The 26228-nt window shown below is 47.6% G+C and carries 19 protein-coding genes, 9 tRNA genes and 3 rRNA genes; 2 read left to right on the forward strand and 29 right to left on the reverse strand.

Going from position 1 to position 26228, the window contains the following annotated elements:
- Positions 1–54 precede the first annotated feature (54 nt).
- The 3 genes from secF to JNUCC31_RS07755 all read right to left on the reverse strand — a co-directional run bounded on the left by secF (position 55) and on the right by JNUCC31_RS07755 (position 2533).
- Complete coding sequence (secF, locus tag JNUCC31_RS07745) at positions 55–963, reverse strand: protein translocase subunit SecF (protein ID WP_192270234.1); 909 nt, start codon at positions 961–963, stop codon at positions 55–57.
- Entirely contained in the window at positions 953–2203 is a 1251-nt protein-coding gene (gene secD / locus JNUCC31_RS07750) for a protein translocase subunit SecD (RefSeq protein ID WP_192270236.1), read from the reverse strand. Before secD ends, secF begins: the two co-directional genes overlap by 11 nt.
- Positions 2204–2293: 90 nt before the next feature.
- Entirely contained in the window at positions 2294–2533 is a 240-nt protein-coding gene (locus JNUCC31_RS07755; RefSeq protein WP_036617497.1) for a post-transcriptional regulator, read from the reverse strand.
- A gap of 225 nt (positions 2534–2758) precedes the next feature.
- Between JNUCC31_RS07755 and spoVB the strand changes: the two genes are divergently transcribed.
- Positions 2759–4372, forward strand: a complete 1614-nt coding sequence (spoVB, locus tag JNUCC31_RS07760) for a stage V sporulation protein B (protein WP_192270238.1) — start codon at positions 2759–2761, stop codon at positions 4370–4372.
- A gap of 2 nt (positions 4373–4374) precedes the next feature.
- Here the strand turns inward: spoVB and JNUCC31_RS07765 are convergent, their stop codons facing one another.
- Entirely contained in the window at positions 4375–5076 is a 702-nt protein-coding gene (locus tag JNUCC31_RS07765; protein WP_192272855.1) for a YetF domain-containing protein, read from the reverse strand.
- A 230-nt stretch (positions 5077–5306) separates the two neighbouring features.
- Here JNUCC31_RS07765 and JNUCC31_RS07770 point away from each other — a divergent pair, with 230 nt between their 5' ends.
- A complete protein-coding gene (locus tag JNUCC31_RS07770) occupies positions 5307–5699 on the forward strand; it encodes a TIGR04086 family membrane protein (protein ID WP_192270239.1) in 393 nt (130 codons plus the stop codon).
- 145 nt (positions 5700–5844) lie between these two features.
- Here JNUCC31_RS07770 and yajC read toward each other — a convergent pair whose 3' ends face one another.
- The 25 genes from yajC to thrC form a co-directional block, all read right to left on the reverse strand.
- Complete coding sequence (gene yajC / locus JNUCC31_RS07775) at positions 5845–6159, reverse strand: preprotein translocase subunit YajC (protein ID WP_192270240.1); 315 nt, start codon at positions 6157–6159, stop codon at positions 5845–5847.
- 65 nt (positions 6160–6224) lie between these two features.
- Positions 6225–7361, reverse strand: a complete 1137-nt coding sequence (gene tgt, locus JNUCC31_RS07780; protein ID WP_192270241.1) for a tRNA guanosine(34) transglycosylase Tgt — start codon at positions 7359–7361, stop codon at positions 6225–6227.
- A gap of 40 nt (positions 7362–7401) precedes the next feature.
- Positions 7402–8430 (reverse strand): tRNA preQ1(34) S-adenosylmethionine ribosyltransferase-isomerase QueA, encoded by a 1029-nt coding sequence (queA, locus tag JNUCC31_RS07785; RefSeq protein ID WP_192270242.1) that lies wholly within the window; start codon positions 8428–8430, stop codon positions 7402–7404.
- A 7-nt stretch (positions 8431–8437) separates the two neighbouring features.
- Positions 8438–10513, reverse strand: coding sequence for a SpoIID/LytB domain-containing protein (locus JNUCC31_RS07790; RefSeq protein ID WP_228469572.1), 2076 nt, complete (start codon positions 10511–10513; stop codon positions 8438–8440).
- Positions 10514–10594: 81 nt separating this feature from the next.
- On the reverse strand, positions 10595–11605 hold the full coding sequence (gene ruvB / locus JNUCC31_RS07795; RefSeq protein ID WP_192270244.1) for a Holliday junction branch migration DNA helicase RuvB: 1011 nt from the start codon (positions 11603–11605) through the stop codon (positions 10595–10597).
- 55 nt (positions 11606–11660) lie between these two features.
- Entirely contained in the window at positions 11661–12275 is a 615-nt protein-coding gene (gene ruvA, locus JNUCC31_RS07800) for a Holliday junction branch migration protein RuvA (protein WP_192270245.1), read from the reverse strand.
- Positions 12272–12775, reverse strand: a complete 504-nt coding sequence (gene ruvC, locus JNUCC31_RS07805) for a crossover junction endodeoxyribonuclease RuvC (protein WP_024633031.1) — start codon at positions 12773–12775, stop codon at positions 12272–12274. Before ruvC ends, ruvA begins: the two co-directional genes overlap by 4 nt.
- A gap of 319 nt (positions 12776–13094) precedes the next feature.
- Positions 13095–13787: a BofC C-terminal domain-containing protein gene (locus tag JNUCC31_RS07810; protein ID WP_192270247.1), complete on the reverse strand. Its 693-nt coding sequence runs from the start codon at positions 13785–13787 to the stop codon at positions 13095–13097.
- A gap of 223 nt (positions 13788–14010) precedes the next feature.
- Positions 14011–14084, reverse strand: a tRNA-Pro gene (locus tag JNUCC31_RS07815).
- A gap of 8 nt (positions 14085–14092) precedes the next feature.
- A tRNA-Leu gene (locus JNUCC31_RS07820) sits at positions 14093–14171 on the reverse strand.
- 14 nt (positions 14172–14185) lie between these two features.
- Positions 14186–14262: transfer RNA gene (locus JNUCC31_RS07825), tRNA-Arg, on the reverse strand.
- 7 nt (positions 14263–14269) lie between these two features.
- Positions 14270–14344, reverse strand: a tRNA-Gly gene (locus JNUCC31_RS07830).
- Between the two features lie 20 nt (positions 14345–14364).
- Positions 14365–14442, reverse strand: a tRNA-Asp gene (locus tag JNUCC31_RS07835).
- A gap of 27 nt (positions 14443–14469) precedes the next feature.
- A tRNA-Met gene (locus JNUCC31_RS07840) sits at positions 14470–14543 on the reverse strand.
- Between the two features lie 20 nt (positions 14544–14563).
- Positions 14564–14639 (reverse strand) — tRNA-Val (locus JNUCC31_RS07845).
- 7 nt (positions 14640–14646) lie between these two features.
- Positions 14647–14718 (reverse strand) — tRNA-Glu (locus JNUCC31_RS07850).
- Between the two features lie 4 nt (positions 14719–14722).
- Positions 14723–14798, reverse strand: a tRNA-Asn gene (locus JNUCC31_RS07855).
- 84 nt (positions 14799–14882) lie between these two features.
- Positions 14883–14999: ribosomal RNA gene (rrf, locus tag JNUCC31_RS07860) — 5S ribosomal RNA — on the reverse strand.
- An 80-nt stretch (positions 15000–15079) separates the two neighbouring features.
- Positions 15080–18128, reverse strand: a 23S ribosomal RNA gene (locus JNUCC31_RS07865).
- 339 nt (positions 18129–18467) lie between these two features.
- Positions 18468–20019, reverse strand: a 16S ribosomal RNA gene (locus tag JNUCC31_RS07870).
- Together the 16S, 23S and 5S rRNA genes with 9 tRNA genes alongside form the textbook arrangement of a ribosomal RNA operon.
- Before the next feature lie 431 nt (positions 20020–20450).
- Complete coding sequence (locus JNUCC31_RS07875) at positions 20451–22073, reverse strand: LysM peptidoglycan-binding domain-containing protein (RefSeq protein ID WP_192270249.1); 1623 nt, start codon at positions 22071–22073, stop codon at positions 20451–20453.
- Between the two features lie 195 nt (positions 22074–22268).
- Positions 22269–23153, reverse strand: coding sequence for a branched-chain-amino-acid transaminase (gene ilvE / locus JNUCC31_RS07880; RefSeq protein ID WP_192270251.1), 885 nt, complete (start codon positions 23151–23153; stop codon positions 22269–22271).
- Between the two features lie 139 nt (positions 23154–23292).
- Complete coding sequence (gene pheA, locus JNUCC31_RS07885) at positions 23293–24174, reverse strand: prephenate dehydratase (RefSeq protein WP_192270253.1); 882 nt, start codon at positions 24172–24174, stop codon at positions 23293–23295.
- Positions 24171–25139 carry a homoserine kinase gene (gene thrB, locus JNUCC31_RS07890; protein ID WP_192270255.1) on the reverse strand — a complete coding sequence of 323 codons (969 nt, stop codon included), beginning with the start codon at positions 25137–25139 and terminating at the stop codon, positions 24171–24173. Before thrB ends, pheA begins: the two co-directional genes overlap by 4 nt.
- Positions 25136–26206 carry a threonine synthase gene (thrC, locus tag JNUCC31_RS07895; protein WP_192270257.1) on the reverse strand — a complete coding sequence of 357 codons (1071 nt, stop codon included), beginning with the start codon at positions 26204–26206 and terminating at the stop codon, positions 25136–25138. Before thrC ends, thrB begins: the two co-directional genes overlap by 4 nt.
- Between the last annotated feature and the right edge of the window lie 22 nt (positions 26207–26228).

Raw genomic sequence — 26228 nt, forward strand, 5'->3', positions numbered from 1 at the left:
TCTGCCTAAAGTTGCAAAACCGCGCCTGGCAGACGCGGCTTAACAATTACATATTTAGTTGGATGCTTTGACAGCTGCTTTAGGTTTTTCTGTTTGTTTACCTTTGAGTACCAGCCACAACGGAGCGGCGATGTAGATGGAAGAATATGCACCGAACAACGTTCCGATGACCATGGCAAGTGAGAACATGCGAATGGATTCTCCACCAAAAATAAACAAGCAGAGCGAAGCGACAAACACGGTGAATGTTGTATTCAGGGAACGTGTCATCGTTTGCGCCAAACTGCGGTTGACTACTTCACGCAAATCGGCTTTCGTAGTCTTTTTGGCAAAACGCATATTCTCACGAATCCGGTCAAAGATAACGATGGTATCATTGATCGAGAACCCGACAATGGTCAGTACAGCCGTAATGAAGGTCAGATTCACTTCCAGACGGAATATCGAGAATACACTAATGACTACAAACGCATCATGGAAAAGCGCAATGACCGCTGCCAAGCCAAACCGCCATTCAAATCGAATAGCCACGTAGATCATAATTCCGATACTCGCGATGAGAACCGCGTATATGGCATTACGTTCCAGTTCTTTAGCCATCTCCGGGTCAACCGTGTTGACTTCATAAGAAGCGGTTGAATCCAGCTTGGTGAATTCTTGTTTGAATTTACTTTCCTGAGTTTCATCCAGTACGTTTGAAAAACGGACGTTAACCCGATCAGCGCCAGGTGTAATATGAACATCGTTTGCGTCAACGCCAAGCTCAGTCACAATCGGCTTAATTTGTTCTGTCGTGATTGCTTTGGATACCGTAATATCCACATTTGAACCCGAGCGGAAATCAACTGCATAATTCAAACCAAGGGCCAAAATACTGATAATACCTGCAATCGTCAAAATGATGGAAAAAGTGTAGGCAATTTTACTGCCCTTAACATAATCAAAATTCCAATTAAAGCGCACGAATTTCACTCTCCTTCACTCCGAAGTACTTAGGCTTCTTCAATACGTTAGCCCGCACAAGCAGGGTCAACAGGAAGCGGGAGAAGAAAATATTCGTGATAATGCTGGTCACGATGTCAAAAATCAGTACCAGTGCGAAACCTTTAACCGCACCTGTACCCATGAAGAACATAACTGCCGCAGCAATGATTGTTGTAATGTTGGAGTCAATGATGGTACGGAACGAGCTCTTACCACCTGCTCTAACCGAAGACAATATCGACTTGCCGCTCCGCATTTCTTCTTTGATCCGCTCGTACGTAATGATGTTGGCATCCACAGCCATACCTATACCAAGGATAAATGCCGCGATCCCTGGAAGAGTAAGTACGAATTCTCCCATATAGAAGATTGCAAGTACTAGCCACGTATGCGTAATCAAGGCAAAGCTCGCAATAATCCCAGGAATACGATACAAACCAATCATGAACACCAAGATAATAATGGAACCAATCAATCCCGCTTTAATCGTCTGGTCCAGAGATAGTTTACCCAGCGTTGCACCAACGCTTTGAGAGTACTTCTCTGTCAGTTTCAACGGCAACGCACCCAAATTAATGGTATCACGAAGCTGATTGGCTTCCTCACGAGAGTAATTACCCGTAATCTGCGCTGAGCCATCACTCAGCTGCTGCTGTACGGTTGGAGCTGACAGCAATTGATCATCCAGATAGATGGCCAATGGTTGTCCAATCAAGCGTTTGGTGACTTCAGCAAACTTGGCTTTGTCTTTAACCTGGATGTCGATCATCGGCTCGTTCAGTTGGTTGAATACCACTTTGGCGCCATTCTCCACGAACTCATTTCCCCGAAGCTCGATTTTGGTGTATTCGCCTTCTTTGTCATTCTTAGCTTTACTGCGGAAGGTCATGACAGCAGGTTCTTTCATTTTGGCTCTAACCTCAGCCTCGTCGGTAACCCCGGCCAGCTTCAAACGGATCCGGTTCGTTCCTTCAGTTGTTACTTCCGGCTCGCTTGTTCCGAGCGCATTGGCACGGCTCTCCAGACTTTTTGCTGTTTGCACCAAAGATGCTTTGGTGACTTCCTGTCCTTGCTCCAGTGGCTCTGCTTCATATAGGATCTCGTAGCCTCCTTTTAAATCAAGGCCCAAGCGTATATTTTTTAGCAGCCCTGGACTTGTGCCCAACATTACTCCTGCGGTCACAAGCACGACCAGAATGAAACTGACGATTCTTTTCATGCCGTTCCTAGATCCCCTTTCGTTCTCAATATTCCTATTATAGCGATGCCGTAAAAAGCAGTCAATTTCCAACAAAAAAGATCCCTTTCGCTAGAAAGAGGACCCCCGGTATGCAGACACGGTCATAAAGTTCATAAAGCTTGTTGCTTTCAGTGACAAAATGTCGTTCACCAGCTGGTGAAGCGGTGGAATGCCCTGCTTTTCATATTTATGACTGACGCAATTCCAGACATCTTTGCTGGTGACATATTCGTAACCGACAAGCCTTAATTCCTCTGCCTTGCTGCGGCAGAGCATCTCTATAGACTGTTCCAACTCCACATCATTCATTTCTTCCAACGGGGAGCCTCCCTTCGTACATCCAAGCCTTTATGCGGCATCAATATTACATGATTCGACTTTACCCGATCATATTCCTTCTTGCTGATGATGGATCTTTTTGTTAATCGTGTCCAAGTTGTCATGAGAAGATAAAGGACTGGCATAGGATGAAGAACAACGGCTTTGTCCCGTTTATGAAAATCTGTACTTTTCAACCGGGAAAGAGGGGTATTCTTGAAGAAACAGACATTTATCCAGGGAGCCATGATCCTGCTCGCGGCAGGCATTATCAATCGGATTCTGGGCTTCATCCCACGCATTGCGCTGCCACGGGTCATCGGTGCAGAAGGTGTTGGCATCTACCAACTAAGCTACCCCTTTTTCATCGTGCTTGTCACATTAATTACAGGCGGTATCCCACTGGCTGTAGCCAAGCTCGTTGCCGAGGCGGATACAGGTGCCAACCGCTATTCACCCCAGCGAATTCTGCAAATCAGCTTGAGCTTTACACTAACTCTTGGTGTTGTGTTTATGTTTTTGTGTATCATCTTCGCTCCTTGGGTCACTCGTTATGTTCTGACAGATGAGAGAGTATATCATACGTTTGTCAGCATGAGTCCCATGATTGCCATCATCGCCGTATCTGCTGTCTACAGAGGTTATTTTCAGGGTAAACAGAACATGATGCCTACAGCCATTTCATCCATTGTTGAAACCATCATTCGTATAATCTGTGTGATCTGGTTTGCGTGGCTCCTTTTACCCCAGGGTATTGCCCAAGCTGCAGCAGGCGCCATGTTGGGAGCACTTGTCGGTGAATTCTTCGGCATGCTCGTATTATTGTGGAACTATGCTAGACAGAAAAAGGAATCAGGTCTTGATTCACCTCATTCCATTCGGACTTCTCGCATCGAATCCAAGTCGAAAGTGTTAAAGGAGTCAACCGGTTCAGAGCCTGGACTACTACGTCGCTTACTTGCCATTTCGGTTCCCGTTACTGCTGGGAGATTAGTCGGTTCCCTGTCTTATCTGGCTGAGACCATTGTTACCGCACAGAGTCTCGCTCTTGCGGGTATCTCCAAAGGACTCGCTACGGCTCAATATGGTGCGTTACAAGGCATGATAATTCCACTGCTGTTATTACCTGGTGCATTAACGTCCTCTTTAGCCACATCACTTGTGCCTTCATTGTCAGAGGCTTCTGCTCAAGGTGATCGTGCCCTGATTCATAAACGAATGCACCAGGCCTTGCGACTGGCACTCGTAACAGGTGCTCCATTTTCTGTATTTATGTATGTGCTTGCCGAACCGATGTGTCTCATGCTGTACAATGATGCATCGATTGGAAGCATGCTTAAGCTCATGGCTCCTTTTGCTTTGTTTATCTATATCCAGGCTCCACTTCAAGCGGCCCTTCAGGCGCTGGATCGTCCGGGGAAGGCACTGCTCAATACGTTTATTGGTGCGGTTATCAAGATTACGTTAATTTTAATGCTCGCATCCCGGCCGGAATATGGGATTTTTGGAGCGGTCATTGCCATTTGTGTGAACTCCACGATCGTTACTCTTCTACACGCAAGAAGTGTGCGCAGCCTGCTTCAGTTCCGTTTCAAAATCATGGATTGGGTCAAAACAGGGACGGGTATGGTCATCATGGGGGCCGCTACACTTGTTGTTTATGAACAGACTATAACTTTGCTTCCGTTCTGGCTCAGAATGATTCTCGCACCTTTTGTTGGTTTGATCGTTTATTTCATCGTTATGGGGTGGACTAAAATGATTGATTTTCACGATCTTTCCCGTGCTCCCATCATCGGCTCTTGGTTTAAGCGCCGTTCCCGTAAATAAATTTACTTTTCATCTTTCAAACTTACGTATATTTTGCCGTTATGGTCGATGGAGCATATAAATACATCCTTAAAATCAAGAATGCCCTTTCCCTGAATCTGATTTTTAAGCCAAAACCGTGTTTTCTGAATCAGCTCAAGGTTCTGGTCCTGCACTTTACCATCCATGATCAGGGGTAGGGGAAGCCCTTCATATTTAATATTTTGGAAACCATCGATCTTCTCTCTTCTTGCTTTTTGTATGCTATTTGTAGCTCCATCCTTCCCGGCATTGTTGCCATTCTCGGAGGGGTGACTTTTGGGAAATACGGTTAACTTGCCTGTCGTCTCCAAAATGGCGAATTCCACTTCACCAATGCTGTCGATATTCTGTTCACGGAGCTGAAGCAGAAGGTCATCCAGATTATATCGCTGCTTGCGCATCTCATCCCGATGCAATGTTCCCTTGGAAATCAAGACCGTCGGTTTCCCATCAATCATTAGCCGTAATTTACGGCTCTTGAGACTTAGATAAGCCATGATAATCTGCACAACAAGTACTGTGAGCATAGGTACGATACCATGAAACAACGGCTTATTGGTATCTTCGATCACAAATGCAGCAATCTCTGCAAGCATAATGGAAACGACCAGATCAAACATGGACAGCTTCCCAATTTCCCGTTTGCCCATCAGTCTGATCGCTCCGTAAACGATAAAATACATGAGAATGGTTCGGAAAATATGTGCTCCGATATCTGATAAGTTCACAACAGGGTTCCTCCTTCCCAATATGAGTTTTTACACAGGTACCTGATGCGTAATCTTTATTTTGACCTGAAGCTCACATGCTCATGCAAATATAATGTGTTCATTTAATGGAAAATTCAGTTCATAAGTCCGAAGGCTTGACCATACACTGTATTAACTTCAAACTTGTACAAGGGGGTTGCTTCATGCAGTTGATTCGCCGAATGGTTTCATTTCGAATGTCTAACCCGACTCTTTCCGGCCTCTGTCATGCCTTTGTGTGGATGTTGCTGGGTGCACTGATTCTTTCCTTCTTTCTTTGGATGACTGGAATGCGGGAACAGGACCTTTCTCTGTATACGTACGTAGTTCATGGATTGTCCTTGCTGGTCGGCGGATTTATATCTGGCAAAAGGTCAGGGGAGCGAGGCTGGTACTATGGAGGTATTACCGGAATCATCTATGGAGTTATCGTGTTGCTGATCGGATTTCTGGCACTCGATGCTTCATTCAATTGGAAAGATAGTCTGCAGCTTGCAAGTGCATTCCTGATCTCTGCTCTCGGTGGCATATTCGGGGTCAATACACGCAGATCATAGAAGAAGTTCAGAGGTATGTTTAGTTCATAAAAATAAAAAAGAGAACCGGGCCTCCAAAAGAGATCCGGTTCTCTGAACAAGAAGAATACGCTGCAAACGTACTCATAGCCTTACAGGCTATTAAAGGTTATTGAACATCTATGATTTATTCAACCGATGTTTCACGGGCAACTGCACTGCTAATCGCATTACGATCAAATGTAAGTTTGGTTACATCGTTAACACGCAATACAACCACGTCATCCGTGATTTCAGCAATGGTACCGTGAAGGCCACCGATTGTAACAATTTTATCACCTTTTTTCAACTGGCCAAGCATTGCGTTACGTTGTTTCTGCTTTTTGTTCTGTGGACGAATCATCAAGAAGTAAAAAATTGCAACCATGAGTACCAAAGGTACGATCAAAGATACAATTCCTCCGCCCGCATTGGCCGTTGTAGCTGTTAATCCTTGGAACATTCAAACTCCCCCTTATCGACTATACATACAAATAACCTTGTTACTTCGGTTCCGCAAAAACCTGATCAGAAACCTTTGTCATTGTCGTGAAGACCATATTGATCGAAAAATTCATCCCGGAAATCAAGCAGACGATCTTCCATTATGGCTTTGCGCACATTGCGCATCAAATTCTGCAAGAAATGAAGATTGTGAATGGTTGTCAAACGCAAGCCAAACGTTTCATCCGCTTTGATTAAATGACGCAGATAAGCTCTGGAATAGTTACGACAAGTGTAGCAATCACATTCAGGGTCCAGTGGCCCAAAATCGGTTGCAAACTTGGCATTACGAACTACCAGTCGTCCCTGGCTGGTCATCGTAGTTCCGTTACGGGCAATTCGGGTAGGCAGAACACAATCGAACATGTCCACTCCGCGAATCGATCCCTCAATCAATGCATCGGGTGAACCTACACCCATCAAATAGCGTGGTTTATTGGAAGGCAACAAAGGAACCGTATAATCCAATACACCATACATCAAATGTTTTGGTTCTCCAACGCTCAGTCCACCAATAGCATACCCCGGGAAATCCATGGAAGTCAAATCTGCTGCGCTCTGACGGCGAAGATCTTCATGCATGCCTCCCTGTACAATGGCAAACAACCCTTGATCATTCGGACGAGCATGACTTTCCAGACAACGTTCTGCCCAGCGGCTTGTTCTTTCAAGTGATTTTTTCACATATTCGTACTCAGCCGGATAAGGCGGACACTCATCAAACGCCATCATGATATCGGAGCCCAGTGCATTCTGGATCTCCATTGCGACTTCAGGCGAAAGAAACTTTTTGTCCCCGTTAAGATGGGAGCGGAAATTAACGCCTTCCTCCGTAATTTTGCGCATCTCACTAAGAGAGAACACCTGAAACCCACCGCTATCAGTCAGAATCGGGCGATCCCAATTCATGAATTTGTGCAATCCGCCAGCCTGACGAATAATTTCATGTCCCGGTCTCAGGAACAGATGATACGTATTGCTCAGAATGATCTGAGCATCCATCTCTTTCAGCTCTTCGGGACTCATCGTTTTCACCGTCGCCTGTGTTCCTACAGGCATGAAGGTCGGTGTCTCAATAATACCGTGAGGTGTATGTACACGTCCCAGACGGGCTCCGGATTGTTTGCAGGTTTTGATATGTTCATACGTAATTGCTGACATTGGTTATAATCATCCTCTAGAAATTAATCGTATTGCCTTATTAATAAATCAGCATAGCATCGCCAAAGCTAAAGAAACGGTATTGCTCCTTAATCGCTTCTTCATATGCCTGCATAATATGCTCTCTACCCGCCAGCGCACTGACCAGCATAACCAACGTTGATTTCGGGAGATGAAAATTCGTAAGCATTCCGTCGATCACTTTGAATGTATATCCCGGGTAAATAAAGATCTTGGTCCAGCCACTACTTTCTTGCAACTGTCCATTCTCAAACTTGCTACCTACCGTTTCCAGTGTTCGACAACTCGTTGTCCCTACCGCATATATACGGTTGCCACGTTTTTTCGTTTCATTAATCAGATCCGCCGTCTCTTGAGACAAGGAATAATATTCCTCATGCATGACATGCTCTTCCACAACATCAACCGACATCGGCCGGAAAGTTCCAAGTCCAACGTGGAGGGTAATGAAAGCTACATTAACGCCCTTGTCCCGAATTCGATCCAACAGTTCTTCTGTAAAATGTAGTCCTGCTGTTGGGGCAGCAGCCGATCCTTCGTGTTTCGCATAGACCGTTTGATACCTTTCCCGGTCATCCAATGTCTCTTTGATATAAGGGGGCAAAGGCATTTCACCCAGGCGGTCCAGAATCTCCTGAAAAATCCCATCATAGGAGAACGTAAGCATGCGAGCGCCCATTTCGCCTTCTTCATCAATGACTGCCTTGAGCTCGTCGCCAAAAACGATGACGGAACCAGCTTTCAGCTTCTTGCCTGGTTTAACCAGCGCTTCCCAACGATCGCCTTCCACGTTTTTGAGCAAAAGCACTTCTGCCTTTGCTCCAGTATCCTCTTTGGTTCCAAACAACCTGGCTGGAAGAACACGAGTATCGTTTAACACCAGTGTATCCCCTGGCTGAAGGAATTCAATAATATCAGGAAACGTGTGATGTTTAACTTCACCGCTTTTCTTATTTAAGGTCAGTAACCGGGACGCCGTGCGATCAAGCAATGGTGTCTGTGCAATGAGTTGCTCCGGTAATTCAAAATCATATAAGTTCACATTCATTTTAGTTTCATTCCTTAACAATAGTCGCATTTTGATAATAGTGTTTCAATATTGCCTGGTAATCATACCCTTCGTCTGCCATGCCTTTGGCTCCCCATTGGGACAAGCCCAATCCGTGACCGTTGCCCTGGCCGATGAACATGAAGGTTTGGCCCTGGGTTACAGCTCTCGCTTGACCCTCAGCACTCATCACCACAAGAGCATTACTGGATGATGTTCCTGTGCCTGAGGCAGATAGCACAGCAGCACCCTGTGAGCCTGTTTTGCTTGCCGTTTTGCCGTCAGCGCCTAATACAGTATAACTTCCGGTCCCTGCAATATCAAATAAGGTGCTCGGTAATCCGCCTAAAGCGGAACGGTACGTATCTCCATATTTTACTGTCATGGGCTGCCCGTTGGCAGTGACTTCAAGAGTTCTTCCGGAAGGCCCTCGTTTGGTCACTTCCAGCGTTGAGATGGAAGAGGGTACAGCTGTAGTCGTTTTACCCTGCAGGGATTTAACCAACTGGGCTGATGTGAATGGTCCTCTTACCCAAGCATAGTCATTGGATTGCGGCACTTTGGCCAGAACTACAGCTTCGTTGCCTGGATTCAACTTCGCTACCGGTTCAACGTTGGATTGAATTAACGGAACGGGACGGACATTCGTATTTTGGGCAGTAACCGTAACTTTGGCTAGCCCGGCATCTGTTTTGGTTGTCAGTTCCTTTACATTATCTTCACGGATGTACCCGCTGACTCCAGAGCTGAGCAGTACATGATACCATGTATGTAAGCCTGCTTGAGCCGATGTGTCCCCACGGCTGTCCACATTACTGAACACACCCGCTCCTCCATTCCATACCTCGGACGGATGAGCCGTCTGTCCTCCTGCATTAGAAGAGAACACGGCTTCAACGATTTTACCTCCGCTCTTGATGACTTCTCCAGCAGTCGCATCAACCGCGCTGGTGACTTTGTCATTCTCTGAACCTATGCCGTTATAGGCCTGACTCAGCGTGGTATCCACGACATTAGCAATCTTAAAACGCTCCCCTTGTTGAAGTGCATATGAGCGTGCAGCAACAGCCTGTACTTTCAGAGCTTCTGCTGGCCAGGAGGAATACACCTCTGCACCGACGACCGAATACAGGTATTGCTCCAGTGAAACTACATTCACTAACGCAAGGTCTCCACCCACGATGCTAATTTCCATGTCTCCGCGATACGTTCGCTGGGAGCGTTCCAACACCTTGATTCCACTACCATCTCCCTGCACCAATGCCTTGGCTTCATTGCCTGCAATGGTGTAATGCGGAGCCGTCTTTAATGTGTCGGTACTTAAACCCGCATCCTGACGAATTATAAGTGCGGCACTATTACTATTTACAGGAGACAGCCTTACTCCTGGAACACTGGCTTCTACATTATTTTTCAGTGCGGATAAATCTGCATCACTTGCAGCTTCTCCGATCCATACCGTGTACCCCGGAGTACCACCACTCAGTTGCAGTACCGTATAGGAGGTAAAACCTGCTCCAGCTATGGAAGACTGCGTAGCCTCAGCCTCTTGAAGCGAACTGTATGTTCCCGTAGAGAGACGTTTGCTGCCCGTCACTGCGGGCTGTTGACCGCCGAGTTGAGTTGCTGCTACTTTCTGCACACGTGCTACAGCTTGTCTAGCTAACTCTTCTGTAGCATAATTCCCTGTGTACAGCTGATAAGTAGTTTTCCCACTCAGAGACGTTGTGAATAACAATGGCTTGTCACTGGTTGCCTGCAACAATTTTGCAGCTGCTGCCGCCGTTTTGAAATCACCTGTTTCCAACACTTTTACGCGGAATCCATCCGCAGTGAAACGAATTTGTCCTGCTGGAAGAGTTATACTTGCTCCGCTTTCCGAACCGATATTCCAAGTTCCACTCGATTCAAGCGTAATCAGTGGTGTAGTCGATTTATACGTACTTCCCAGGTTCGCAAACATGGCTACCCGGATCATCTGCCCGTCACTTTCAGCGGCATAAACCGGCACTTGTAGGCATCCTACTGTCAACAAAGCTGCGGCCAATACCTTTAAACGCCGACTCCACTTTTTAGTTTGCATTACGTTTCCCACGATCAGGCTCCTCTCCATGTTGGTCCCAATTTTTATATAAGATGAATCCGATGGATATAAAATCTTAAATTACTTCCCATCTCTCGGTGGAACGGGCAGACCTAAATGATGATAAGCCATATCCGTTACGATCCTGCCTCTTGGTGTACGTTGAAGCATCCCAATCTGCAGCAAATAAGGCTCGTAGACATCCTCAATGGTCTGACTCTCCTCACCAATTGTAGCGGCTATCGTATCCAACCCCACTGGGCCTCCCCGGAAACTGTTGATCATTGATTTGAGCATCTTGTGATCAATCTCGTCGAGACCCCGCGGATCGATCTGAAGTCGTTGCAGCGCTTCTTCCGCCAGTGCCTGTGTGATGATGCCATCACCCCGTACCTGAGCAAAGTCACGCACTCTTTTCAGAAGTCGATTAGCGATCCTCGGCGTCCCACGGGAGCGCAATGCAATCTCTTCGGCTGCATTACCTACAATCTCCACCCCTAAAATCTCTGAGGCTCGTGAGACGATGTAGGCCAGCTCATCCACCGTGTAAAATTCCAGACGACTAATTACGCCAAACCGGTCTCTAAGAGGCGCAGACAGCAAGCCTGCACGCGTTGTAGCGCCAATCAATGTAAACGATGGCAGATCTAGACGTACGGAGCGGGCACTTGGACCTTTACCAATCATGATATCCAACGCAAAGTCCTCCATGGCCGGGTACATCACTTCTTCTACCGTACGATGAAGACGATGGATCTCGTCAATAAACAGGACGTCCCCTTCTTGCAGGTTTGTGAGCAACGCTGCCAGGTCACCTGGGCGTTCAATTGCAGGTCCCGATGTCGTCCGCAGGTTAACGCCCAATTCGTTGGCTATAATATTGGCAAGTGTTGTTTTTCCCAGTCCGGGTGGACCATATAACAACACATGATCGAGTGCCTCATTACGCATTTTGGCGGCCTCAATGTATATTTTCAAATTTTCCTTGACCTGGTTCTGCCCAATATATTCATTCAGATACCGGGGACGAAGGCTCAGCTCAACCGCCTGGTCCTCCATCATCAGGTTCGCGGAAATAATCCGGTCATCCATATTCATCCCTACCTTTTTTGTGCGGGTTACTGCTTAATTCAATATGCAAAATGTATTATCCCGTAAACAGCATTTGCAGTGCCCGTTTCATCAACACATCAACAGAATCGGCCGAGGTAACATCCTTCTTCAATTTGAGCCATACTTTATCCAATTCACTGTCCGTATATCCCAGCGCCTTGAGGCCTTCACGTGCTTCGTCCCAGGCAGAGCCGCTTCCTGCTTCTTCTGAAGGAGGGGCGAACAAACCTGTTGCATATGTTGCAGCCCCGAATCCATCCAGTTTGTCCTTGAGATCCAGGATCATACGCTGTGCTGTTTTCTTGCCAATTCCCGGCAGCTTGGTTAAGAACGTCAGATTCTCTTGATAAATAGCAGTCACGACATGGTCCGGCGTACCGCCAGCAAGTATACCCAGAGCAACTTTGGGTCCAATACCTGATACCTCGATCAGCTTGCGAAATAACTTCTGTTCTTCTCGTGTGGCAAAACCAAACAGCAACATCGCATCTTCACGTACATGATGATGAGTGTAAACCATAATTTCGCCTTCTTGCTTCGCAAATGCATATGGATTCGGACAAAACACACGATAACCTACACCATGAACATCAAGTACAATATATTCATTCTCCAGATGTGCAAACTGTCCTCTTAAAAAATCAATCATTTTCGCAATACCTCATTCAACTTGGAATTTAATGTATACGAGTGTGCATGGCACACGGCTACAGCCAAAGCATCCGCTACGTCATCTGGCTTCGGAATAGCCTGCAAACGCAAAAACATTTTGACCATTTCCTGAACTTGCCGCTTCTCAGCTTTGCCGTATCCAACGATCGCCTGCTTAATCTGCATCGGCGTATACTCTGCAATAGGCAGTCCCTTCTGAGCAGCAGCCAGTACCATGACCCCTCTTGCCTGGCTGACAGACATAGCTGTTGTTACGTTACGGTTGAAAAAAAGTTTTTCCAGCGCTACCGCGTCCGGTTTGTATTTATCGATCAGCTGTACCATGCCCTCATATACATGAAGCAGTCTTTCCTCTTCAGGGGTATGTGCTTCCGTCTGAATACAGCCATATTGTACAGGGGTCACCTTACTGCCGATTTTATCCACAAAACCAAAACCAACAATCGCAATCCCCGGGTCAATTCCCAAAAAACGCAAAACCATCTCTCCCTTACAAAAGCGAACATATGTATCGTTCATTTCATTATAACAAAAGATAGACCCTGCGGCAGGAAAAACTTTGTCCGGATCATTTACTCGCCTTTATTTGTGATTAAACTCCAATCGCTATCTTCAATTCTCAGACATTTGGGTCAACAACGACAAAAAGGACATCGTTCGATGTCCTTCTTGATTTCATCTTCGTATGTCTTCTTCGTGGGGTACACAACGTGTTACTATGCTGCACCCAGCTTCTTCCCATCTCATGATGCAGAAGAATAGAATGAATAAGTGCAGGTCGTCAGCCTTTTCTTATTTATCCGCCATTGCGTACTTCTTTACCGGCCTCATCCACTGCATAATCACTAAACGTGGATATCACGCTGTCATATTCATCCTTATCCTGAATACGGATACCCTGCTGCAACTGCTCCAACACCCCCTCAGGCAGTGAAGTCTCCAACGAGCCTACGTCCATCTGAAAAAAAGTACGAATAACTTTCTCTTCTGCAGGTCGGCCTTCGTAAAGATTGAGATTACCCACTGCATCTATACTGATATATGCCTGCTCTTTACATAACGGAGAAAGATCATCAACATGTTGCTTAATGTGCATTACTTCTGATGATTTAACCTCCGCTTCCCATTCGGGATGTTGAATGAGTAATATTTTCAACTGGGGGACAGCCAACTTGCCCAATTGTTCCGTCTCCACTCCGCAGATGTATTGTGTCTCCAAAACAACGCTTGTTAAATGGTCTGGATCAGGTCCAAGTTGTTCAACCAAGGTCTGAATTTCTTCTTCAGACCTTGGTTCCATTGTTGGAGGTCCCATTGCGGATACAGCCTCGCTGAAATTGGTTGTTAGTAAACGCTCGATTGCAGAAGAAATCGGCAACCCACTGTAGGCCAGTATGGCTACGGCAATCAAAGCTGCTGTCATCCACAAGGTTCGTTTCCACCGGCGCCAGCGTCTCTTGATATGTTTTTTGAAGTTAAACGTGTTCACATGAACCCCTTCTATCACTTTTTAAACCTATTGTGACCGAAAGCTCTGGGCTTTATGCAGATATACCTTTATGAGACAGCATTCCCTTACGTTTTGACTACAATCGCGATAGAGGCTGTACTACTTGTGTTATTACTCTTCATAGTTCCCATGAATTGTAAAATAGAACTGAAAATAAACACAAAAACGGATTATCTATTATAGATAATCCGTTTTTGTGAGATCGGGATGACACGATTTGAACATGCGACCCCCTGGTCCCAAACCAGGTGCTCTACCAAGCTGAGCTACATCCCGTTATTTTATACCGGCGAGAGGACTCGAACCTCCACGGTTTCCCACTCGATTTTGAGTCGAGCGCGTCTGCCATTCCGCCACGCCGGCAAGTAAAGTTATAATGGCGCGCCCTGAGAGATTCGAACTCCCGGCCTTTTGATTCGTAGTCAAACGCTCTATCCAGCTGAGCTAAGGGCGCAAAATATTGGAGCGGACGACGGGAATCGAACCCGCGACCCTCGCCTTGGCAAGGCGATGCTCTACCGCTGAGCCACGTCCGCAAACGGTAGTAAGAAAAAAATGGCGGAACCGACGGGATTCGAACCCGCGATCTCCTGCGTGACAGGCAGGCATGTTAGGCCAACTACACCACGGTTCCAGATCACTTTCAATGAAGAAAGTATAATTGCGGGGGCAGGATTTGAACCTGCGGCCTTCGGGTTATGAGCCCGACGAGCTACCGGGCTGCTCCACCCCGCGTCGTTATTCAGAAAACTATATGGTGGAGGCTGAGGGGATCGAACCCCCGACCCTCTGCTTGTAAGGCAGATGCTCTCCCAGCTGAGCTAAGCCTCCATATTTATGACCCGTAGGGGATTCGAACCCCTGTTACCTCCGTGAAAGGGAGGTGTCTTAACCCCTTGACCAACGGGCCTTAATGGCTCCCCGAACAGGGCTCGAACCTGTGACAACTCGATTAACAGTCGAGTGCTCTACCAACTGAGCTATCAGGGAATAATATGCATTTGCAGTGCAAAAGCAATCCATCGTACAACGTCAACATACTACATTTGTTTTCTATGTATGATGAAAGAGTTCGCTTGGCGGCGTCCTACTCTCCCAGGACCCTGCGGTCCAAGTACCATCGGCGCTAGAGGGCTTAACGGTCGTGTTCGGGATGGGTACGTGTGGAACCCCTCCGCCATCGCCACCAAACGCTTAGCTTAGCCTTACATTCAGAGTTTATTCTCTGAAAACTAGATCCGAAACGAAACCTGCGATTACAACCTGCATATTTGGATAAGCCCTCGACCGATTAGTACTGGTCAGCTCCATGCATTGCTGCACTTCCACCCCCAGCCTATCTACCTCGTCGTCTTCAAGGGGTCTTACATACTGGGAAATCTCATCTTGAGGGGGGCTTCACGCTTAGATGCTTTCAGCGCTTATCCCTTCCGTACATAGCTACCCAGCGGTGCTCCTGGCGGAACAACTGGTACACCAGCGGTACGTCCATCCCGGTCCTCTCGTACTAAGGACAGCTCCTCTCAAATTTCCTACGCCCACGACAGATAGGGACCGAACTGTCTCACGACGTTCTGAACCCAGCTCGCGTACCGCTTTAATGGGCGAACAGCCCAACCCTTGGGACCTACTTCAGCCCCAGGATGCGATGAGCCGACATCGAGGTGCCAAACCTCCCCGTCGATGTGGACTCTTGGGGGAGATAAGCCTGTTATCCCCAGGGTAGCTTTTATCCGTTGAGCGATGGCCCTTCCATGCGGTACCACCGGATCACTAAGCCCGACTTTCGTCCCTGCTCGACTTGTAGGTCTCGCAGTCAAGCTCCCTTATGCCTTTGCACTCTTCGAATGATTTCCAACCATTCTGAGGGAACCTTTGGGCGCCTCCGTTACTCTTTAGGAGGCGACCGCCCCAGTCAAACTGCCCACCTGACACTGTCCCCGCACCGGATTACGGTACCAGGTTAGAACCTAGATACGATCAGGGTGGTATCCCAACGGTGCCTCCACGCAAGCTGGCGCTCACGTTTCAAAGGCTCCCACCTATCCTGTACAGATCGTACCCAAATTCAATATCAAGCTGCAGTAAAGCTCCATGGGGTCTTTCCGTCTTGTCGCGGGTAACCTGCATCTTCACAGGTATTAAAATTTCACCGGATCTCTCGTTGAGACAGCGCCCAAGTCGTTACGCCATTCGTGCGGGTCAGAATTTACCTGACAAGGAATTTCGCTACCTTAGGACCGTTATAGTTACGGCCGCCGTTTACTGGGGCTTCGGTTCACAGCTTCGGATTGCTCCTAACCGCTCCCCTTAACCTTCCAGCACCGGGCAGGCGTCAGCCCGTATACTTCGCCTTACGGCTTCGCACAGACCTGTGTTTTTGCTAAACAGTCGCTTGGGCCTTTTCACTGCGGCCCCCTCGTGCTATTCACACTACCGGGGCACCCCTTCTCCCGAAGTTACGGGGTCATTTTGCCGAGTTCCTTAACGAGAGTTCTTCCGCCGCGCCTTAGAATTCTCTTCTCGCCTACCTGTGTCGGTTTGCGGTACGGGCACCATCACCTGGCTAGAGGCTTTTCTTGGCAGTGTGAGATCATGACCTTCGCTACTATAATTTTCGCTCCCCATCACAGCCCAGCCTTACGATGTGCGGATTTGCCTACACATCAGCCTCACTGCTTAGACGGACATCCATCAGTCCGCGTCACTACCCTGCTGCGTCCCCCCATTGCTCATAACGGCTTACGGTGGTACAGGAATTTCGACCTGTTGTCCTTCGACTACGCCTTTCGGCCTCGCCTTAGGTCCCGACTTACCCTGAGCGGACGAGCCTTCCTCAGGAACCCTTAGGCTTTCGGCGGATCAGATTCTCACTGATCTTTTCGTTACTCATACCGGCATTCTCACTTGTATAATGTCCAGCGCTCCTTACGGTACACCTTCAACCCTTATACAACGCTCCCCTACCCCTGGATCGACTTCACTCCAGCTTCGAAGTCCTGTGTTTATCCCCTGAGAAGCATTTGGTCATCCAAGATATCATCTCTTGTCAGACAAAAATGTCCTTGTGGTAAACACCGCCTCAAAGAAGCAGTGAAGTCGATCCAAGCCATAGCTTCGGTGGTGTGTTTAGCCCCGTTACATTTTCGGCGCAGAGTCACTCGACCAGTGAGCTATTACGCACTCTTTCAATGGTGGCTGCTTCTAAGCCAACATCCTGGTTGTCTGTGCAACTCCACATCCTTTCCCACTTAACACACACTTGGGGACCTTAGCTGATGGTCTGGGCTGTTTCCCTTTTGACAATGGATCTTAGCACTCACTGTCTGACTCCCGGAAGTAAGTCTATGGCATTCGGAGTTTGACTGAGCTTGGTAACCCTTGCGGGCCCCGCACCCAATCAGTGCTCTACCTCCACGACTCTGTTTTCCGAGGCTAGCCCTAAAGCTATTTCGGGGAGAACCAGCTATCTCCGAGTTCGATTGGAATTTCTCCGCTACCCCCACCTCATCCCCGCACTTTTCAACGTGCGTGGGTTCGGGCCTCCAGTGCGTGTTACCGCACCTTCACCCTGGACAGGGGTAGATCACCCGGTTTCGGGTCTACGTCCACGTACTATGTCGCCCTATTCAGACTCGCTTTCGCTGCGGCTCCGGCTCTTCACCTTAACCTTGCACGGGAACGTAACTCGCCGGTTCATTCTACAAAAGGCACGCCATCACCCCTAAAACGGGCTCTGACTTTTTGTAAGCACACGGTTTCAGGTTCTATTTCACTCCCCTTCCGGGGTGCTTTTCACCTTTCCCTCACGGTACTGCTTCACTATCGGTCGCTAGGAAGTATTTAGCCTTGGCAGATGGTCCTGCCGGATTCATACGGGGTTTCACGTGCCCCGCACTACTCGGGATCCGTCTCGGAGGGAACCAACTTTCAACTACAGGGCTTTTACCTTCTTTGGCGGGCCTTTCCAGACCTCTTCGTTTAACCGGCTCCTTTGTAACTCCATGTGAGACGTCCCACAACCCCAGAGAGCAAGCTCTCTGGTTTGGGCTTCTCCGCGTTCGCTCGCCGCTACTGACGGAATCACTATTGTTTTCTCTTCCTCAGGGTACTTAGATGTTTCAGTTCCCCTGGTATGCCTCTACACAACCTATGTATTCAGTTGTGAGTAACTGGAAATTACCCCAGCTGGGTTTCCCCATTCGGACACCCCCGGATCAAAGCTTGCTTACAGCTCCCCGAGGCAGTTTCGTTGTTCGCCACGTCCTTCATCGGCTCCTAGCGCCTAGGCATCCTCCGTGTGCTCTTAGTAGCTTAACCATATCGCTCGTGTTCGAGCTGTCGCTCCACTTGTTTTGGACTGCGTCCAAAGCCAAAAGTCGCTCCATTTCGATCACTCGCTCATGCAATCTACCGTTTTTATTGAAACTTGTTTACACAAGTTCAGCTAAAAAGGAATGTTCTAATTCGCATTTTTCGTTTCGATATCTAGTTTTCAAAGAACAAGCTCCATGCAAAAGCAAGCTGTTTGAGAGTTTGAGCTCTCAAAACTGAGCAACGAGTGAGTGAAAAGCTTTACGAAGTAAAGCTCGCTTCGGAAGCATGCTTCCTGAAGACTTGTATTTGAATGTTTCCGTTACAGGAAACGATTCTCCATAGAAAGGAGGTGATCCAGCCGCACCTTCCGATACGGCTACCTTGTTACGACTTCACCCCAATCATCTATCCCACCTTCGGCGGCTGGCTCCTTGCGGTTACCCCACCGACTTCGGGTGTTATAAACTCTCGTGGTGTGACGGGCGGTGTGTACAAGACCCGGGAACGTATTCACCGCGGCATGCTGATCCGCGATTACTAGCAATTCCGACTTCATGCAGGCGAGTTGCAGCCTGCAATCCGAACTGAGACCGGCTTTTTAGGATTCGTTCCACCTCGCGGCTTCACAGCCCGTTGTACCGGCCATTGTAGTACGTGTGTAGCCCAGGTCATAAGGGGCATGATGATTTGACGTCATCCCCACCTTCCTCCGGTTTGTCACCGGCAGTCACCTTAGAGTGCCCATCCGAAATGCTGGCAACTAAGATCAAGGGTTGCGCTCGTTGCGGGACTTAACCCAACATCTCACGACACGAGCTGACGACAACCATGCACCACCTGTCTCCTCTGTCCCGAAGGAAAGGTACATCTCTGTACCGGTCAGAGGGATGTCAAGACCTGGTAAGGTTCTTCGCGTTGCTTCGAATTAAACCACATACTCCACTGCTTGTGCGGGTCCCCGTCAATTCCTTTGAGTTTCAGTCTTGCGACCGTACTCCCCAGGCGGAGTGCTTAATGTGTTAACTTCGGCACCAAGGGTATCGAAACCCCTAACACCTAGCACTCATCGTTTACGGCGTGGACTACCAGGGTATCTAATCCTGTTTGCTCCCCACGCTTTCGCGCCTCAGCGTCAGTTACAGCCCAGAGAGTCGCCTTCGCCACTGGTGTTCCTCCACATATCTACGCATTTCACCGCTACACGTGGAATTCCACTCTCCTCTTCTGCACTCAAGTCACCCAGTTTCCAGTGCGATCCGGGGTTGAGCCCCGGGATTAAACACCAGACTTAAATGACCGCCTGCGCGCGCTTTACGCCCAATAATTCCGGACAACGCTTGCCCCCTACGTATTACCGCGGCTGCTGGCACGTAGTTAGCCGGGGCTTTCTTCTCAGGTACCGTCACCTTGAGAGCAGTTACTCTCCCAAGCGTTCTTCCCTGGCAACAGAGCTTTACGATCCGAAAACCTTCATCACTCACGCGGCATTGCTCCGTCAGGCTTTCGCCCATTGCGGAAGATTCCCTACTGCTGCCTCCCGTAGGAGTCTGGGCCGTGTCTCAGTCCCAGTGTGGCCGATCACCCTCTCAGGTCGGCTACGCATCGTCGCCTTGGTGAGCCGTTACCCCACCAACTAGCTAATGCGCCGCAGGCCCATCCCCAAGTGACAGATTGCTCCGTCTTTCCAGTTCTCTTCAGGCGAAGAAAACAACTATTCGGTATTAGCTACCGTTTCCGGTAGTTGTCCCAAACTTGAGGGCAGGTTGCCTACGTGTTACTCACCCGTCCGCCGCTAACCATCTGAGAAGCAAGCTTCTCATCAAGTCCGCTCGACTTGCATGTATTAGGCATGCCGCCAGCGTTCGTCCTGAGCCAGGATCAAACTCTCCAATAAAGTATTGAAAAGAGCGATAAGCTCAATTTGAATCTGACGAGATTAAAAATCTCATTTATGCTTCAAAACCATACCGTCCGAAGACGTGTACCGACTTCTCAGCGTCGATCTTGCAAGCAAGATCGTTACTCACTCGTTGTTCAGTTTTCAAAGATCAAACTTATTTCTGCACTTCTTTTCTGTGTCGGCCGTTCGTTTCAGCGGCGACTTAAATAATATATCATACTGGTGAAACCAATGCAATAGTTTTTTCGAAAAAACATTTAATAGATTCTAAGTCCTTGACGCCTCTACTAAAACAATAGTGGATTTGAGACACTATTCCATTTCCATACTGTCGTAAAATTGCCCTGCTCTAAATACAAACCTCCAAAAGACCAGCTCTTCACAGAGTTAATCTTTTGGAGTTAAATAGCATTTACTTTACAAAGTTATTGCTGGATCCAAGGGTTCCTACGCTTTTTATCAGAACTCCGGTTAGTGGATGTTCCCTTGCGTTCTTTTGGAGTTCTCCCGGATACGGTTACTTTGGATTTGCTTTTCGCTCCAGGTCTGGCTGTTCTGCGTTTCGCAGTTCCTGTTTTGGCTGCTTGTTTAGGCTTCGTTTCTAGATGTGAGTCAGCCTCACTCTCAAAAGCGGACTGGCTCAAATTCGCCTCGTCACGTCTTCCTTTCTTGCCCTCCCCTTTACCTTGGGATGGATAAAGTTCACCAAATGCCCCAAGCGGTGACGGCGGTACTGTATTTTGAGTAGGGTAAGGGTTCTGGTAAGCATATTCCACCGGGTGATTCGGCATCATGGAAGTGGTCATTTCAGGTTGAACGCCGTATGGGTTATATGTGCCCCACGCCGGTTCCTGGTAGTTGTGTGATGGATAAGTATAATGATGAGCAGGCATATGATGGTTGCCACATCCGCATGGTGGGTATGGGAGCATAGAGTAAGGAGAAATAACAGGCGGTTGGTGGTTCATATGTCCATGGGCTGCAAACGGAGGATAAGGACTATTCACTTGACTTGCTGGCGCGATCGGATATGAGTTGTTCTGCATCTCTGCAGATATGTTTGGCATAAGGTTGTTATGATTATACTCATACTCATTCCCATTCCATGGAGCGTTAGGTGGGGTTCCTATAGAGTAAGGGCTCACCTCCGTTATACCAGGGAAGGCAGCATGGTTATTTACACCAGCCGTATACATGTCTTGTGGAGTAATGTATACCTCTTGCGCAGGCACAGGAACTTGCGCATAGGGATGCTCTGCTGGAGCATGAAGCATTTTACTGCCACAGCCACACGGTGCTTTGGCCTCAGGCGCTACTTCCGAAGGAAACTGCATGTTATTGGGCATTACGGGTAAAGGCATAACCTCAGGAGAAATGTTAGGCATGGTATACGTCGGTGACTCAGATATCGGTTTTAATTGAACCTCGGATTTAGTTTGTTCTTTTTTCTGAACTTGCTTCTCCGGTTCCATCTCAGGCATTTCAGGCAATTGCGGTAGAGCTTCCACCTCAGGCTTCACATTAGGGACGACCGGATTTGCGGGAACAGGAGCGGGAACCGAATTAGAAACTTCAGGTACCGGTGCAGGGACTGGCTCTACGGGTACAGCTGGAGCCGTTTCTTCTTTAACTCCCGTGTATTCCTTTCCTTCAGGCGACAACTTCTCATGAGCAACATTAGATGATGCACCATTCTCTGAACCCGTATTTCCCGGTGTAGCCATCGATGGAATGTACACAGTCTCCCCTACAAGAAGAGCATTGGGATTTTTCAATTGAGGGTTCGCATTGATCATGTCCTTCAACGGAACTCCCCAAGCCTGTGACAATTTCCATAACGTATCTCCTTGCTGGACTTTATGACCGTGCAACATGCCCTCCGGCTTTGGTGTTACTGGCTCCGCAGGAATTTTGACCTTCATACCGATTTCCAACTTGTCGGGATCTGCAATTTGCGGATTAGCTGCAATAATTTTGTCCAACGCTACATTATATTTTTGGGACAGCAGATATAATGTGTCGCCTTTTTTCACCATGTGTATTTTCACTTGGAACTAACCTCCTAGACGTGATACTTGGGCAGTACATTCGCCCATACCGTTACTACATCCTATGCAGAAATTAGGCTAATGACATCAACTAAGCAAAAAAAATCCTCCCAGCCCCAAAAACCGCATACTCCGAGTATGCTGAATTTCTGGAGACAAGAAGGACTTCTTGCTACGCTATTCCGTTCGTTCAGTTTAATCTTCCCATACTTTGTAACCGTCTTTGTCGACAATCTGACGGAACGCTTCAAGCAGTCGGAGCGTTACAGGTCCTGCGACACCCGTTCCGATTGTTCTGCCATCTACCTCATATGCAGCAATTACTTCCGCAGCGGTTCCAGTGAAGAAGACTTCATCGGCAATGTATACATCATGCAGGGTAAATGGTACTTCTTTTAATTCAAGATCCAGTTCACCACACAGATCGATAATCGCCTGACGAGTAATCCCTTCCAGTGCACCCAGATAACAAGGAGGCGTATAGACGACACCATTTTTAATAATAAAGATGTTATCACTTGAACCCTCTGTAACATAACCTTGTGAATTCAGCATAATTGCTTCACCCACACCTGCATAGTTGGACTGGATCTTAACAAGGATGTTATTCAGGTAATTTAGCGATTTAATTTTGGGATTCAATGCGTCCGGGATGTTGCGTCGTTGGGATACAGATACGGCTTTCAATCCAGTAAGATACGCTTCTTCCGGGTAAATTGCGAGTTGCTCGACAATGATAATAACAGATGCTTTAGGGCAACGCAGCGGATCAAGACCCAGATTACCAGGACCACGAGAAACGATTAGGCGAATATAACCGTTACGCATATCATTGCGACGTACCGTTTCTGCCATCACTTCCAGCATCTCATCATAAGACAGCGGAATGTTCAGACTGATGGATTTAGCCGAATCATACAAACGATCCAAATGCGCTTTGCATCTAAAAATGTTGCCGTTGTAAATCCGAATACCCTCGAAAATACCATCTCCATACAAAAATCCATGATCATATACGGAGACGGTAGCGTTCTCTTTGGTTACATATTGACCATCCAAATAAATCCATTGTTCTGACACGTATGACTGCACCTCCATAATATTTCATTCCTCGTTTTCGAAAACTACGTTTAACCCGTTGTTTTGCAACCAATGACAAGCCATTGTCTGCCCATTTTACCCAGTCTTATGACAACCTTCAACAGACCACGCAACTAATTTAGATCGTTTTCAGCGAAGGATATGAATAACAGGGATAACTACCCAGAACACGTACCTGACAATTCAAAGCTTCAATCTCGGCCATGGCCGCGGTAAGCAATACAGAATCGGCACTTTCCTCAACATCAATATAAAAATAATAGCTCCCCAACCGCTTCTTTGTTGGACGCGATTCCAGTCGTGTCAGGTTTAGCTTCCGCCAGGCAAACGCCGACAAAACCTGATGTAACGCACCCGGCGCATCTTCAGGCAGGGTAACAAGCAAGCTGGTTTTTACATGGTCGGGCTCCCGTGGGATCTGTACAGGTTCATGACCTATCAAAACAAAACGAGTATAGTTGTTATCATGATCGGTTACCCGTTCAGCCATGATGTCCAAACCATGCTTCTGTGCAGCAAGCCTTGTGCCAATGGCAACCCAGCCTTTGCCGGGATTTCTTTTCACAATTTCTACAGCTTCCGCTGTACTGTTAACACCTTCAAGGTCCGCTCCAGGTGAATGCAGGCGAATAAAATTCTGGCACTGCGGGATAGCCACGGGATGGGACATGATCTTCGTGATTTTCCCAAAATCATATTCGCCGCTCTCTGTTTTAAACTCGGAGCCATGTCCAATGACATTTTGTATAGATGGATAAACCCATTCTGCTTGCATCGGAATATCCACTTCATTAACGAGCCAGTCCATATGCAGACTAACCGAACCTTCAATTGTATTCTCAATGGGAATGACACTGTATTGTGACTTCCCACTATCCGTTGCACGGAAGACATCAGAAATCAGCTTGGAATGAATCAATTCTAAAGGCTCCCCATTAAACAGAAAATCTACTGCTTCATGAGAAACTGAACCTTCAGGTAATACTGCAATTCTTTTCATGCGTTAACTTCCCCTTTAATTCTGTCCAAAAAAGGACTTTCATCTTGATCAGACAGCACGGTAACACCGTCCAAGTCCGGATCCAGCCACAATGCCGAAGCAGTAATACCTTCACGACTCATGGTATCTATCAAGTATTGCTTCAGTTCTTCCTTGCGGATGTCATGACGATCTACCAACGTCAAAACGGTTGGGCCAGCCCCGCTCAAAGCAGCGCCTAGAGCTCCATGACTGACCGCATGTTCCAGAATCTCAGCCATCCCTGGAACCAATGATGTTCTGTAAGGCTGATGAATACGATCAGACATCGCCTTTTGGATCATATCCAATCGCCCACTTGCCAAAGCTGCAACGAGTAGGGATGATCTGCTTATATTGTGAATGACATCAGACTTGTCGAACTGCTGCGGGATCACATTCCTTGCTTTTGAAGTGGACAACTCGAAGTCTGGTACGATAACTAACGTCTGCAAATCCTGATGCGGCTCTATACGAATATGATCTACACGACTGCCATCCCACGCCGCTGCAATGATACCTCCATATAATGAAGCCCCCACATTATCCGGATGTTTCTCCAGTGACGTAGCCATGTCCAGAAGCTTGGCATCCGATAACGGAGTACCAATTAATGCATTAGCAGCAACCAATGCACCTACGATAGCCGATGCACTGCTTCCCAGTCCACGTGTGAGAGGAATATCGGAGTACATGGAAATATCCAACTCAGGCACGGAAATCCCGGCTTCGTTGAACACCATCTGTGCAACTTCATATATCAAATTGGATTTATCTGTAGGCAGACCTGTCAGATGGTCCCCATATAAATGGAATGTCGTTTGCTCAGCCGGTTTCATCTCAAGCCAGACATAGAGAGACAAAGCCATGCCCAGGGTATCAAACCCTGGACCGAGATTGGCTGTACTTGCCGGTACTTTAACTGTTACCCTTTGCTGCAAACTCATACGGATTGCTGCTCCAGTTGCGCAATTGCCGCCATAACTGCTTCTTCCGAATCTTCAACAACAAGAGGTTCAGTTGCTACCGTTTTGATGGCAATATTAGGATCTTTCAGGCCATGTCCTGTCAGTACACAAACCACAGTCTCTCCGCCTTTAAAGTACCCTTCACGCTTCAGTTTGTATACACCAGCAACGGAAGCAGCCGAAGCAGGTTCAGCGAAAATCCCTTCACGTGCAGCAATCGTACGGTAGGCAGTCAGAATCTCTTCATCAGTAACATAATTAATCTGTCCGCCAGACTCTTCAGCTGCAGCTACAGCCGTTTTCCAACTAGCCGGATTACCAATTCGAATGGCAGTTGCCACGGTTTCTGGCTCCAATATCGGTTCACCTTTGACAATCGCCATGGCGCCTTCCGCTTCAAAACCGACCATACGCGGCAGGGAATTCGATTTCCCTGCTTCTTTATACTCTTTGAATCCTTTCCAGTAAGCCGAGATGTTCCCCGCGTTACCCACTGGAATGGCAAGTACATCAGGTGCCTGACCAAGCTGTTCAATGACTTCAAAGGCAGCCGTTTTTTGTCCTTCAATCCGGAACGGGTTCACGGAGTTCACGAGCGTAATTGGATGTTTGGCTGTAATCTCACGCACTATTTCCAATGCACGGTCAAAGTTGCCATTAATCGCAATCACCTTGGCTCCGTAGATCATGGCTTGAGCCAGCTTACCTAAGGCAATATTGTTATTTGGGATCAATACGATACAATTCAGTCCCGCACGAGCCGCATAGGCAGCTGCAGCTGCTGAAGTATTACCTGTCGATGCACACATGATCGTGCGGCTGCCTTCTTCCATTGCTTTGGCAACAGCCATAACCATGCCGCGGTCTTTGAAAGACCCTGTCGGGTTCAGACCTTCATATTTGAAATATACATTCAATCCGAGTTCCTCGGAAAGATTCTCCGCATGAACCAGAGGTGTATTTCCTTCGTGAAGCGTAAGCAGGGGCGTATTTTCATTAACCGGAAGGTGTTCTCGATAAGTTTGCAGTAATCCTTGATATCTCATTGGGGGTAAACTCCTTTGTCGT

Source organism: Paenibacillus sp. JNUCC-31, from assembly GCF_014844075.1.
Taxonomy (GTDB): Bacteria; Bacillota; Bacilli; order Paenibacillales; family Paenibacillaceae; genus Paenibacillus.

Excerpts from the sequence above, each read along its gene's own strand:
- secD (WP_192270236.1), bottom strand. The coding sequence starts at position 2,203 with ATGAAAAGAATCGTCAGTTTCATTCTGGTCGTGCTTGTGACCGCAGGA.
- JNUCC31_RS07755 (WP_036617497.1), bottom strand. The coding sequence starts at position 2,533 with ATGAATGATGTGGAGTTGGAACAGTCTATAGAGATGCTCTGCCGCAGC.
- JNUCC31_RS07765 (WP_192272855.1), bottom strand. The coding sequence starts at position 5,076 with ATGTATTTTATCGTTTACGGAGCGATCAGACTGATGGGCAAACGGGAA.
- JNUCC31_RS07770 (WP_192270239.1), top strand. The coding sequence starts at position 5,307 with ATGCAGTTGATTCGCCGAATGGTTTCATTTCGAATGTCTAACCCGACT.
- yajC (WP_192270240.1), bottom strand. The coding sequence starts at position 6,159 with ATGTTCCAAGGATTAACAGCTACAACGGCCAATGCGGGCGGAGGAATT.
- tgt (WP_192270241.1), bottom strand. The coding sequence starts at position 7,361 with ATGTCAGCAATTACGTATGAACATATCAAAACCTGCAAACAATCCGGA.
- queA (WP_192270242.1), bottom strand. The coding sequence starts at position 8,430 with ATGAATGTGAACTTATATGATTTTGAATTACCGGAGCAACTCATTGCA.
- JNUCC31_RS07790 (WP_228469572.1), bottom strand. The coding sequence starts at position 10,513 with ATGCAAACTAAAAAGTGGAGTCGGCGTTTAAAGGTATTGGCCGCAGCT.
- ruvB (WP_192270244.1), bottom strand. The coding sequence starts at position 11,605 with ATGGATGACCGGATTATTTCCGCGAACCTGATGATGGAGGACCAGGCG.
- ruvA (WP_192270245.1), bottom strand. The coding sequence starts at position 12,275 with ATGATTGATTTTTTAAGAGGACAGTTTGCACATCTGGAGAATGAATAT.
- pheA (WP_192270253.1), bottom strand. The coding sequence starts at position 24,174 with ATGAAAAGAATTGCAGTATTACCTGAAGGTTCAGTTTCTCATGAAGCA.
- thrB (WP_192270255.1), bottom strand. The coding sequence starts at position 25,139 with ATGAGTTTGCAGCAAAGGGTAACAGTTAAAGTACCGGCAAGTACAGCC.
- thrC (WP_192270257.1), bottom strand. The coding sequence starts at position 26,206 with ATGAGATATCAAGGATTACTGCAAACTTATCGAGAACACCTTCCGGTT.